At 58.0% G+C, this 12,390-nt stretch carries 11 protein-coding genes; 5 read left to right on the forward strand and 6 right to left on the reverse strand.

The window, feature by feature from the left end; all coding sequences use genetic code 11:
* Nucleotides 1-73: 73 nt before the first annotated feature.
* The 4 genes from IE123_RS04950 to wrbA all read right to left on the reverse strand — a co-directional run bounded on the left by IE123_RS04950 (nucleotide 74) and on the right by wrbA (nucleotide 2,600).
* On the reverse strand, nucleotides 74-676 hold the full coding sequence (locus tag IE123_RS04950; protein ID WP_229819601.1) for a helix-turn-helix domain-containing protein: 603 nt from the start codon (nucleotides 674-676) through the stop codon (nucleotides 74-76).
* Nucleotides 677-846: 170 nt separating this feature from the next.
* The gene (gene pdxH / locus IE123_RS04955; protein ID WP_189515593.1) at nucleotides 847-1,491 is read right to left on the reverse strand and encodes a pyridoxamine 5'-phosphate oxidase; all 645 of its coding nucleotides are present in this window, start codon (nucleotides 1,489-1,491) and stop codon (nucleotides 847-849) included.
* 84 nt (nucleotides 1,492-1,575) lie between these two features.
* Nucleotides 1,576-1,986, reverse strand: a complete 411-nt coding sequence (locus tag IE123_RS04960; protein WP_189515595.1) for a DUF2069 domain-containing protein — start codon at nucleotides 1,984-1,986, stop codon at nucleotides 1,576-1,578.
* 2 nt (nucleotides 1,987-1,988) lie between these two features.
* Nucleotides 1,989-2,600: an NAD(P)H:quinone oxidoreductase gene (gene wrbA, locus IE123_RS04965; protein ID WP_189515597.1), complete on the reverse strand. Its 612-nt coding sequence runs from the start codon at nucleotides 2,598-2,600 to the stop codon at nucleotides 1,989-1,991.
* Between the two features lie 170 nt (nucleotides 2,601-2,770).
* On the opposite strand from wrbA, the gene IE123_RS04970 reads away from it, so the two are divergent.
* Together IE123_RS04970 and smrA are read left to right on the forward strand one after the other, a co-directional pair.
* Nucleotides 2,771-4,015, forward strand: coding sequence for a YihY family inner membrane protein (locus IE123_RS04970; RefSeq protein WP_189515599.1), 1,245 nt, complete (start codon nucleotides 2,771-2,773; stop codon nucleotides 4,013-4,015).
* Nucleotides 4,016-4,154: 139 nt separating this feature from the next.
* Nucleotides 4,155-4,754, forward strand: a complete 600-nt coding sequence (gene smrA / locus IE123_RS04975; RefSeq protein ID WP_189515601.1) for a DNA endonuclease SmrA — start codon at nucleotides 4,155-4,157, stop codon at nucleotides 4,752-4,754.
* A 109-nt stretch (nucleotides 4,755-4,863) separates the two neighbouring features.
* Here the strand turns inward: smrA and metH are convergent, their stop codons facing one another.
* Nucleotides 4,864-8,571 carry a methionine synthase gene (gene metH / locus IE123_RS04980; RefSeq protein WP_189515602.1) on the reverse strand — a complete coding sequence of 1,236 codons (3,708 nt, stop codon included), beginning with the start codon at nucleotides 8,569-8,571 and terminating at the stop codon, nucleotides 4,864-4,866.
* 262 nt (nucleotides 8,572-8,833) lie between these two features.
* Between metH and nfuA the strand changes: the two genes are divergently transcribed.
* Entirely contained in the window at nucleotides 8,834-9,421 is a 588-nt protein-coding gene (gene nfuA, locus IE123_RS04985) for a Fe-S biogenesis protein NfuA (protein WP_189515603.1), read from the forward strand.
* Between the two features lie 107 nt (nucleotides 9,422-9,528).
* Here the strand turns inward: nfuA and IE123_RS04990 are convergent, their stop codons facing one another.
* On the reverse strand, nucleotides 9,529-10,494 hold the full coding sequence (locus tag IE123_RS04990; protein WP_189515604.1) for a DNA-binding protein: 966 nt from the start codon (nucleotides 10,492-10,494) through the stop codon (nucleotides 9,529-9,531).
* Between the two features lie 238 nt (nucleotides 10,495-10,732).
* Here IE123_RS04990 and IE123_RS04995 point away from each other — a divergent pair, with 238 nt between their 5' ends.
* Nucleotides 10,733-11,908, forward strand: a complete 1,176-nt coding sequence (locus IE123_RS04995; protein WP_229819602.1) for a tyrosine-type recombinase/integrase — start codon at nucleotides 10,733-10,735, stop codon at nucleotides 11,906-11,908.
* A gap of 36 nt (nucleotides 11,909-11,944) precedes the next feature.
* The gene (locus tag IE123_RS05000; RefSeq protein ID WP_189515605.1) at nucleotides 11,945-12,355 is read left to right on the forward strand and encodes a SufE family protein; all 411 of its coding nucleotides are present in this window, start codon (nucleotides 11,945-11,947) and stop codon (nucleotides 12,353-12,355) included.
* Nucleotides 12,356-12,390 lie beyond the last annotated feature (35 nt).

Here is a 12,390-nt window from a genome sequence, read left to right on the forward strand (position 1 = left end):
CGAGCGCTAAAATAAGGGCAGGGATATTGTAGGCGCTCATCAGGGCACCGAGTAGTGGCGGCGACAAGCGCATTCAGGCGCGATCACCCGGAGCGCATACGGAGAGCACCAGGGCATCCTCTTCACTGATGGATACCTTGGCATGTCCCATGTCGCTGTCGAAATAGAGACTGTCACCAACATTAAGCTGAAGCGGCTCATAAAACTCGCTATACAAAAGAATCGAGCCCTCCAGCACCATAAGAAACTCTTCGCCGCCATGACGCACCCAGTCCGGGAACGCCTGAATGCTTCTGGCGCGAACGATGGTCTTGAAAGGCGTCATGAGTTTTTGTGCCAGCTGCGCCGATAAAAGCTCATGCTCATAGGTCGGGGTCGGATGCTGCTCGCCTTCACCGCGGCGGGTCAGATCGCGCCGCCCGGCATTGCAGGGAGCATTGCGCGGGCTTTTCAAAAGCTGTGGCATGTCCAGCTCCAGCCCTATCATGAGCTTTTGCACGACCAGAAAACTGGGAGACAGCAGATCGTTTTCTATCCTGGAAAGGGTGGAGCGCGCCACACCGGTAAGGCGACTGACTTCTTCCAGCGTCAACTGCTGCGCACGGCGAACTTCACGCAGACGCTCGCCCAGACGCAAGGGTTCAACAAAGGGCTTTTGCCCTCGGGCAACGTTCATGCTGGTCCCTTTACTGGCGTCACGATCTATCATCTTTTCCCGGCTATCCGTCACATCGCCTCATCGTAGCACAGCTCTCCTGAGCGTCCGGTCCACGGCAGTTTCTCGCCGGTCAGCAAGGTCTCGGGGACAAGGACAGCCGGCATTGGAGGCTGTCCGCTGCTCGAGGGTCAGGGCGCCAGCCGGCTTTTCAACCAGTGGCCGTCAGCAGCACGCCAGCAATAGCGAATCCGGTCATGCAGTCGGCTGGGCTGGCCCTGCCAGAACTCAACCATGGCAGGGACGACCCGATACCCGCCCCAGTGCGGCGGACGCTCGACTTCATTGTCCTGATAGGCGCTTTCAAAGCGCCGGGTGCGCTCATCAAGCCACTGCCGATTGGGGATCTCTACACTCTGCTGGGATATCCAGGCACCCAGTTGACTTGCCTGAGGGCGTGAATGGAAATAGGCGTCCGACGCCTCACTGGATACCTGCTCGACATGGCCTTCAACGCGTACCTGACGCTGCAGGGTGGGCCACCAGAAGACCAGCGCCGCATAAGGACAGGTGCCCAGTTCACTGCCCTTGTGGCTTTGATAGCTGGTATAAAACACCATGCCGTTTTCATCAAAATGCTTGAGCAGCACAATACGCGCGTGCGGCATGCCTTCGTTGTCGGCCGTGGCCAGCGTCATGACGTTGGCATCATCGCGTTCGCTTTCGACGGCAGCATTAAGCCACTCCGAAAAAAGCGGCCATGGTGTTTCGGGCGTGTTGTCACGATCGAGAAAGTCCCCGGCATAATCACGACGCAAATCAGAAATGGTGCTCATGAGCGGTTTCCTTGAAGCTTCGGGAGGCATCACATGATCTGCCTCACAGTGTTGTTCGGGGCGTGGTTCACGGCCCTGGTTGTGTCATTCACTGCCCGGGGGATGATCGCCACGCTGCCAGTGGCGAATGTGATAAGCATAACTACCGGCAGTGAGCAGCAGTGCCAGAGCGGAAAGCGCCTCGACAAGCCCCAGCCACCATAGTCCCGGCAGTTGCAACATGGCTGCCCCCTGGATCAGATACAGCACGCTGACAAACGCCAGCCAGCCATAGCCGCGCCGGCGCTCGGTCCGCAGCACGATGCCCAGCAGGGCCAGCGGCACAATACGTACCAGCACCGGGAGCAGTGACTCGGTACCGCCGCGCTGTGCCAGCATCAGTCCCGTGGCCAGCGTTACTGCCAGAAGAACACCCCAGCTGATGGCCACTACCCGGCGGGCGCGTTGTCGGGCGCCGGCGACGCCATAGCGCTGCTCAAAGGTGCGAAACAGCACGACTACTGTCCTCTGGTCGTTTCAAGTGCCAGTGCCAGCCGCGCCAGGCGTTTGCCCTGCGCCATCGCCAGTGCGCGCTCCTGCTCATCGATACTGCGGTCGTTATCCGGGCCTGCGAAGTGGCTGGCCCCGTAGGGGGTCCCACCGGTGCGCGTGGTGAACATTTCATCGACGCTATAGGGAATGCCGGCGATGACCATGCCGTGATGCAACAAGGGGTTCATCATGGTCAGCAGGGTGCTCTCCTGACCGCCGTGGATGCTGGAGGTCGAGGTAAAGACCGTGGCAGGCTTGTCGACCAGCGCGCCGTTGAGCCATAGCGTACTGGTGCCATCAAGGAAATACTTGAGGGCCGCGGCCATGTTGCCAAAGCGGGTAGGACTACCCATGGCAAGCCCTGCGCAGTCACGAAGATCATCATGACTGGCATACACCGGTCCCTCATCGGGAATATCACCGGCCACTGCCTCACTCTCGCTGGACACTGAAGGCACCGTACGCAGACGGGCATCAATACCCCCCACGGATTCGACGCCTGCAGCAATATGGCGGGCAATCTCGCGTGTTGCGCCCTGGCGGGAATAATAAAGCACCAGTACGTAGGGTCGGGTCATGACATATCCTTGTGGAAACGATAGAGGCCAATTCTGGCAGGTATGCCACCATTGTGCCCATTGAGGTCAGGGTTGTCAGGGCGCCCCGCTTCAGATTCGATTGGTCAGCACGCCTGACAATCACTATGTTTCAAGGACAATCAACGGGTTACCGCCAGGAGCAGGACAAGGTGAAACGTTTACCCCGGATCCGATATCCATGGCTGCTGCTGACGCCGCTCAAGGCAATACTCAAGCTTTTCAAACGCTTCAATGCTCATGACGGCCTGCAGACTGCCGCGTCACTGACCTACACCACACTGTTTGCCGTAGTGCCGCTGACCACCGTGGTGTACGCCCTTTTTGCCGCCATACCGGAATTTCAAAGCGCCGGCGACCGTATGCAGCAGTTCCTCTTTCAGCAGTTTGTGCCCGAAACAGGACAGACGATTCTGGAGACGCTGCGTGGATTTACCCAGCAGGCGCGCGGCCTGACCCTGGTCGGGATCGCGTTTTTGCTGATAACCTCGATTTTGATGATGATGACGGTCGAAGGCGCGCTCAACCGCATCTGGGGGGTGAAGCACAATCGCCGCGGCCTGATGGGATTTTTGATGTACTGGGCCGTCCTGACCCTGGGGCCCATTCTGATCGGCAGCGGTTTTTTGCTGTCCTCCTATCTGGCCTCCATCAGTATTTTGAACTCGGCGGCCTCATGGCTGGGTGGCAGCGACTTTATTCTGCATTTTCTACCGCCCATTTTAAGCTTTCTGGCCTTCTGGTTTATCTATATAACGGTGCCCAATGCCCGCGTGCGCTCCAGGCACGCCGCCGCCGGTGCACTGCTGGTATCGGTGTCGCTGGAACTGGCCAAGTGGGGCTTCTCCCTGTATGTCACCAATTTCCCGTCTTATCAGATTCTTTATGGCGCCTTTGCCGCCGTGCCGCTTTTTCTGCTCTGGATATTTTTAAGCTGGGCCATCATTTTGATGGGGGCGGAGCTGGCCGCCTGGCTGGATGAATCACAGCATGCCGACTGGCGCCGCTGGCCCCTGTTCTGGCAGGCTGCGGGCATTCTGATCCTTCTGCACCAGAGGCAGGCAAGTGGTCAGGGTGCCCTGAAGACGTCCAAAGTGAGAAAACGTTTGGGAGGGCACTATCACCAGCTGCGCTCAGCGCTGGTCGAGCAGGGCTGGATCGTGATCAGCGAGGAGGATGAGTGGGTGCTGGCAAGGCCGCTGGAGACCCTCTCGCTCAAGGAATTCGTGACACGCCTGCCCTGGACTATGCCAGATCAATACCGGGCGCCCGATGGCTATAGTAGACTTGCCGACATGATGAAAACCGCACGCCAGCGCCATGATGAAGCACTGGATGTTCCGATGTCCTCGGCCGTATCGGACGATACCCGTGATCACCGGCGTAACACCCCATAACGGCCAGAACCGGGAGGTTCGGCACTTCATATCTTATTCCCGACGCGACGCTCTGACACTGATGCTGCCGACCCGGCAGCAAACCCTGTTCGAACGATAAGCCTATTGGTGACGCTGCCAATACGCGAGGAGTAGCCCGATGAATGCCAATCAACGCGACGAGCAGCTTTTTTTCAGCGAAATGGCCGATGTCATTCCGCTTAACAAGGGTCGTAATCGTGCCGATGCCAGCAGCACCGGCGCACGCTCACCCAGCGAGGCTCAGCTGGCCCGACGTGCCAGCGCTCAGGATGGCGAACAGGAAAGCAACTTCCTGTCCGATGAATTTGTAGATCTGCTACCGGCCAACGATCCGATCGAGTTTCGCCGTGATGGCATCCAGACCGGCGTCATCGAAAAGCTGCGTCATGGCGGTTATCAGGTCGACTCCCAGCTCAATCTGCTCAAACGTCCGGTGGCTGAGTGCCGCCGCGAACTGTTCAACTTCATTCGCCAGGCGCATCAGCATGAACTGCGCTGTGTGATGATCATTCACGGTCGCGGCAGAAGTGACGAAAGCCATCCCAATGTGGTGCGATCCTACGTGGGCAAATGGCTGGGGCAGTTTGACGAAGTGCAGGCCTATGCCACGGCCCAGCCGCGCCACGGCGGGCTGGGCGCGACCTATGTCATGCTGCGAAAGTCCCATCGCGCCCGCCAGCGTAACCGTGAGCTGCATCAAAGACGCCGCGCTCCCTGAGCATGAACCTCACGACTATCATTTAAAAAGCCAGCCAGCAAAAGGGCCTCTCAATGAGAGGCCCTTTTTCATATGACTGAAGGTTCACGTTGCCGGCAGGGCAGCCCTGTTATTCATCAGGGTTATAGGAGAGGATCGGGGACAGCCAGCGCTCCATGGTATCGCGCGACATGGCCTTGCGTGTGGCCAGCGCATCAACCTGATCGCGACTGATACGCCCGGTCGAAAAGTAGCGTGACTGCGGATGAGAGAAGTACCAGCCGGAGACGGCGGCGGCCGGCCACATGGCAAAGCTCTCGGTCAGGGTCAGTCCCGTGTTCTGCGTGGCGTCCAGCATCTCGAAAAGCGCCGCCTTTTCCGTATGATCCGGGCAGGCCGGATAGCCAGGGGCCGGACGCACGCCCTGGTATTTCTCACTGATCAGATCATCGTTATCCAGCGCTTCATCCGGTACATAGCCCCAGTGCTCACGGCGAACGCGCTCATGCATGTGCTCGGCCAGCGCCTCGGCCAGACGATCCGCCAGCGCCTTGACCATGATAGCGTTGTAGTCATCGCCTTTTTGTTCGTACGCCTTGGCCAGCTCATCAGCGCCGTGGCCTGCGGTGACCGCAAAACCGCCGATCCAGTCAGCGCGACCGCTTTCCTTTGGCGCGATGAAGTCAGCCAGGCTGTAGCAAAGGCCATCACGGTTTTTGGTCGTTTGCTGGCGAATATGATGCAGATGTTGAACGACCTCACTGCGTGACTCGTCGGCATAGACTTCAATCACATCGTGATCCACCGTATTGGCAGGCCAGAAGCCAATCACGCCGCGCGCCTGAATATGGCGCTCGTCGATGAGCTTGTCGAGCATGGCACGTGCATCCTGATAGAGGTTGCGGGCTGCCTCGCCCACCACATGATCTTCCAGGATCTTCGGATACTTGCCCGCCAGCTGCCAGCTCATGAAAAACGGCGTCCAGTCGATGTAATCGACCAAAGTGCGCAAGTCGATATCATCAAAGACACGCAGCCCGGTAAAGGCCGGTTTCGGCGGTTCATAATCAGCCCAGCCACCATCGAAACGACGCTCGCAGGCCTGGGCATAGTTGAGATCGGCCGATTTGGGGCGACGCTTGCTGTTACGTTCGCGCACCTTTTCATACTCGGCGCGTATCTCGCCCACATAGGCTTCCTTCAGCCCGGGCGAGAGCAGCTTGCTGGCCACCCCCACCGCACGTGAGGCATCGGTAACATAGACGACCGGATGGCTGTAGGCGGGTTCGATCTTGACCGCCGTATGGGCCTTGGAGGTTGTGGCGCCGCCAATCAGCAGGGGAATATCGAAACCCTGACGCTCCATCTCCTTCGCCACGTGGACCATCTCATCCAGCGACGGGGTAATCAGTCCTGAAAGTCCGATAATATCGGCATTGTGTTCCCGCGCGGCGGCAAGGATCTTCTCGGCTGGCACCATGACGCCCAGATCGATGACCTCGTAGTTGTTGCACTGCAGCACCACGCCCACGATGTTTTTGCCGATGTCGTGTACATCGCCCTTGACCGTGGCCATGACAATGCGTCCCTTGGTCTGGGCATCGTCACTCTTTTCAGCCTCGATATGGGGAATCAGATAGGCCACGGCCTGTTTCATGACGCGGGCAGACTTGACCACCTGAGGCAGGAACATCTTGCCGGCGCCAAACAGATCGCCCACCACATTCATGCCATCCATCAGCGGGCCTTCGATTACCTCGATGGGCCGCGCAGCCCGCTGACGCGCCAGCTCGGTATCTTCCTCGATATAGACTGTGATGCCCTTGACCAGCGCGTGTTCGATGCGCTTTTCAACTTCCCAGCTGCGCCATTCAAGATCTTCCTTTTTCTGGACGCCGCCGCCGTCATCCTTGTAGCGCTCGGCAATATCCAGCAGGCGTTCGGTCGCATCACTGCGCCGATTGAGCACGACGTCCTCGACGGCGTTGCGAAGCTCCTCCGGCAGGTCGTCATACACCGCCAGCTGACCGGCATTGACGATGCCCATTGAAAGCCCGGCACGAATGGCGTGATAGAGAAAGACCGAATGGATCGCCTCACGTACCGTGTTGTTGCCGCGAAAGGAAAACGAAACGTTGGACACGCCACCGGAAATCATGGCATGGGGCAGGTGCTGCTTGATCCAGCGTGTGGCCTCGATGAAATCGACCGCGTAATTGTTGTGTTCCTCGATGCCGGTGGCGATGGCAAAGATGTTGGGGTCAAAGATGATGTCTTCGGCCGGGAAGTCGATCTCATCGACCAGAATCCGGTAGGCCCGCTCACAGATCTCGATCTTGCGCGCCTGCGTATCGGCCTGACCCTGTTCATCAAAGGCCATGACCACAATGGCGGCACCAAATCGGCGGCACTGGCGCGCCTGATGGCGAAAGCTGTCTTCGCCTTCCTTCATCGAGATCGAGTTGACGACCGCCTTGCCCTGCACGCACTTGAGGCCGGCCTCGATGATGTCCCACTTTGAGGAGTCGATCATGATGGGGACGCGCGAGATATCCGGCTCGGAGGCGACGAGCTTGAGAAAGTGCTCCATCGCGCCCTTCGAGTCGAGCATTCCCTCATCCATGTTGATATCGATGACCTGCGCGCCGTTTTCAACCTGCTCAAGGGCCACTTCCAGCGCTGTAGTGAAATCTTCTTCCTTGATCAGCCGCTTGAAGCGGGCAGAGCCGGTCACGTTGGTGCGCTCACCCACGTTCACGAACAGCGATTTCGCATTGATATTGAACGGCTCAAGCCCGGAGAGGCGACAGGCAGGGGCGATATCCGGAATAACGCGCGGGGGAAGATCGGTCATCACCCGCTTGATCGCGGCAATATGCTCAGGCGTGGTGCCGCAGCAGCCACCCATGATATTGACCAGTTGCTGCTCGCCGAAGGTGCGTACGATCTCGGCCATCTCATCGGCCTCCTGATCGTACTCGCCGAATTCGTTGGGCAGGCCGGCATTGGGGTGAACAGAGACAAAGGTATTGGCGCGACGCGAGAGCTCCTCGAGATACGGTCGCAGATCCTCTGCACCCAGCGCGCAGTTCAGACCTACGCTGATCGGTCGCGCATGACGCACGGAATTCCAGAATGCCTCGGTTGTCTGCCCCGACAGCGTACGCCCGGAAGCATCGGTAATGGTGCCCGAAATCATGATCGGCACGCGGTAACCCAGCGCTTCGAACAGCACATCAAGGGCGTAGATGGCCGCCTTGGCGTTGAGCGTATCGAAAATGGTCTCGATCAGGATCAGGTCGCTGCCGCCTTCGATCAGTGCACGTGCTGCTTCGACGTAGTTATCGACCAGTGCATCAAAGGTGACATTGCGCTTGGATGGGTCGTTCACATCCGGGGAGATCGAGGCGGTACGGCTGGTTGGCCCAAGAACCCCGGCCACAAAACGCGGAAGTCCCGTCTCGGCGGCAACCTCGTCACATACTTCCCGGGCGAGCCGGGCAGCTTCACGGTTGAGCTCCACGACCAGATCCTCGGCGTGATAATCGGCCTGGGACAGTCGCGTGCTGTTGAAGGTGTTGGTTTCAATAATGTCGGCGCCGGCTTCCAGATACTCACGATGCAGGCGCTTGATCACCTCGGGCTGGCTGAGCACCAGCAGGTCGTTGTTGCCCTTGAGATCACTTTCCCAGTGCGCAAAGCGATCGCCGCGGAAGTCCTGCTCGGTCAACCGCTCGTTCTGGATCATGGTCCCCATACCGCCATCAAGGATCAGTATGCGATCCGACATCAGACGGGTCAGTGTCTCCAGAACCGGCGAATCGGCAGCTGTGAGCATATGAGGTGATCTCCGGATAATAGTAGGGGCGTCTATAAAAGAAGGCGTATTCTAGCAAACCCCTGTCAGGCGGACAGGCTCGCGCCCTGAAAGACATTCACGCTTTACATGAGATCGGGTAATGCATGCTTTCACTGCCATGACCCCAGAGAGCAGCGGACCTGTTTATTTACCCGAGTATTGCACTCGGATTTGTCGCGAGCGGCTGGCTGGCATAAAATATCGACAGATTTCTTTATTGCTATTGTGCACGAGGCCGCCAATGAGTCAGAGCATCGAAATTACTGAAAGTGCGCAGGAGTATCTTGCCGATCTGCTGTCGCGCCAGGACGTTGAAGGCATCGGCGTGCGCGTCTTTATTACCCAGCCGGGCACACCCTACGCTGAAACGTGTCTTGCTTATTGCAGGCCGGGAGAAGAGGAAGAGAGCGATGAGCGTATCCCGCTTGAAAAATTCAACCTCTTTCTTGAAAAGCACAGCGTAGCGTTTCTGGAAGACGCGGTGGTGGACTTCAATGCCGATCGCATGGGCGGGCAGCTCACCATCAAGGCGCCCAATGCCAAGATGCCTCAGGTCAGCGAAGACAGCCCACTGGAAGACCGCGTCAATTACATCCTGTACAGCGAAATCAATCCGGGCCTTGCCGCTCACGGTGGTGAAATTCGCCTGATCCAGCTGACAGAAGACAATGTTGCCGTGCTGCAGTTTGGCGGCGGCTGTCAGGGTTGCGCTGCGGTTGATGTCACCCTCAAGCAGGGCGTTGAGAAAACGCTGACCGAACGCATTCCCGAGCTGACAGCGATTCGCGATGTGACCGACCACACTGATACGACCAACGCCTACTATTAATGGCTGCCTGCTAATCGCTGCTGCGCTTACCGACGTTCGTCGTTGCGTGCATTCGATGTAAAAAAACCCCGGCCTGCCGGGGTTTTTTGTGGGCGTCTGCAGATCGATCAATACACGAAAGGTGGCATGGGTGCCTTTGAAAGGCGCTCCTGTAGCACCCTGAGCTCAGTGCGCAGCCGCGCCATTTCCTGATCGCGTTCGGCCAAAAGGCCTGAAAGGTTCTCTTCGCGGGCACGGCTTTCCGAAAGCTGCTGCTCATGGTGACGCGCCTGCTGACCAATATCACGTACCTTGCGTTCCTCCTCCTGCAGGGTGCGTCGCTGCTGCTCCAGCTGGGTATTGATCTTCTCGATACGCTCCTCGAGCTGCTCCTGACGACGACGTGCCTGCTTCTCGACTTCCTGCTTCTCGTGACGCGCGCTATCCAGCAGCTGCATCAGACGGTTTTCAGCGCTTTCATGGCGCGACTCTTCCTGCGCCAGACGCCGCTTGTGCGTCTGATCAAGCTGCTCAAGGCTTTCGTGGTGCTCACGCTCCATGCGATCACGCTCTTCGCTGAGCGTATCGATCTGTCGGTCACGCATGGCCAGACGCTGATCGCGTTCCTCAACCTGTCCGCGAAGGTGGGCAGCCTCGCTTTCAATCCGCGCAAGGCTTGTGGCCTTTTCCTCGAGCCGGGCAGCCGTACTGTCCAGGCGCTCTCCCAACGCGGCCAGACGCTGCTCGGTGTCTTCCACACGCCGCTGCGCCTGTCGGGCTTCCTCGTGCGCCTGCTCGACCTGCTCATCCGACTGCTGCCGATAGAAGGCAAGCGCTTCACCGGCTTCCTCCTGCGCCTGTTGCCAGAGCCCGGCCAGTGCGTCGTGCAGGCGCTCGGGGATGGCCTGTGGCAGGGGCACATCGCGATTTTCCTCGCGTCTTGCGCGCCACTCCCGCAGGTGATCGCTGATCGTAGTGAAGCTGCCGGTTCCCAATACTTCGCGGATGCGCTGCACACTGGGCGCATCGCCACGCTGTATCAAGGACTCGATAGCCCTTTGTACATCTTCGAATTGCACGCCATTTCGTGCCATGACGGCCTCCTGAGTTCCCTGTGATTGCCCTGTAGTTTCTGTTGTTTTGAGATGGGCAAGGCTTAACCACCACTATAGCGGGTTATTGTGGCAAAAGCATTATTACGTAATATGTATTACGTAATAATATTTATCAACTCTTCTAAAAATTCATGATTACGCACATTACCATGATTTTATTCATCATAATGGATATCATGGCGCACAAGAGTAACGGGAAGCTTTTAATGGTGATGCGATGAAAAGGGCGTTAAGTGTCGAGATGGATACTGAAAGGCCGCGTGACGCCGTACTGATCGAGCACGAGCCGCGCGCCGTACCCGGCTTGCTGGTTGAAGCCAACAGTGATCGCGAGGTCGTGTCGGCATGGCTCATGGAGTATCGCAGCAGCCCGCAGACCTTCAGACAGTACCGCAAGGAAGCCGAGCGGCTGCTGTTATGGCTGGAAGGACAAGGTAGGCGTCTGACAGATATTGATCGGCGTACGCTGGATGACTTCGAGCAATTTATTACTGACCCGAGGCCGGCCAGCGAATGGATCGGGCCACCCAGGCCGCGTTACAGTGAAGAGTGGCGCCCGTTTCGAAAGGGTCTTTCTGCCGCCAGTCGACGCCAGAGCCTGGTAATTTTACAGACGCTTTTTGGCTGGTTGATCGAGGCGGGGTGGCTACACCAGAACCCGTTTCGACTGATGCGCGACAAACGACGGCGTCTGGACAATACGCAAACCGGCATTGAGCGCTACATTGAGCGGCCCCTGTGGCAATGGTGCTGGCAGCGACTCAATACGCCACCGCCAGTGGATGCCGCACCCCGTACTCGATATGAGCATGAACGCCGGCGTTTTATTTTCGCTTTTGCCTATCTACTGGCGCCGCGAGTAAGCGAAATGAGCCACGCGCGCATGAACGACTTTGTTCGATGGGAAGGTCAATGGTGGTGGCAGGTCACGGGCAAGGGCGATAAGCAGGCCCGCATTCCCGTTCCGGATGCCATGATGGCTGCATTGGGGCAGTGGCGCGGAATTCTTGAACTGCCGGCCATGCCGTCGTCTGATGAAGACACGCCGGTAATACGCGCGCTGGATGGACAGAGAGGCGTTGGGGACAATCAGCTTTATCGAATGATCAAGACCGCCTTTGAGCAGCTCGCGCTGGAAAAGGAGCAGCAAGGCGAGGGGAGAGAGCATGAAGCGCAGCGTCTTCGTCGTGCCACACCACACTGGCTGCGCCATACGGCCATTACACATCAGGCTCAACAGGGCGTGGAACTACGTTATCTGGCCCGGACGGCACGCCATTCAAGACTTGAGACCACCGCACGCTATCTCCACGCCGAAAAACAGGAGTGGCATGGACAGATCAATCGTCACACGCTTGATCTATCAGACGAAGGCGACGATGACACGCTATAATGCGGGCCTTTCCCTATACCAGCATACGGAGCCGGCATGAGTTCGCAAGAGGCCCAGCAGGAACTGATCGAAGAATTTGGCATGTTCGATAACTGGATGGACCGTTATCAGTACATCATCGATCTGGGCAAAATGCTGCCCGATTTTCCCGACGAATGGAAAAATGATGACACGCGCCTTGAAGGGTGCCAGTCCAACGTCTGGGTGCACAGTGAGAAGCAGGGCGCACAGCTGCATTTCTACGCCATATCCGATGCTGCCATCGTTTCAGGCCTGATCGCCATATTGCTGCGCATCTATAATGACCGGACACCTCAGGAAGTCATCGACACACCGCCTGATTTCCTGGCAGCGCTGGATCTCGACAAGCATCTATCGCCAACCCGCAGCAACGGGTTGCATGCCATGCTTGAGCGCATCAAGACCACGGCGCATGCGCATGCCTGATGCGTAACGCCCCGAGCGCGCCTATAATGCGTCAT

Origin of the sequence: Kushneria pakistanensis, from assembly GCF_014652795.1 — a bacterium.
In the GTDB taxonomy this organism is placed as follows: Bacteria; Pseudomonadota; Gammaproteobacteria; order Pseudomonadales; family Halomonadaceae; genus Kushneria; species Kushneria pakistanensis.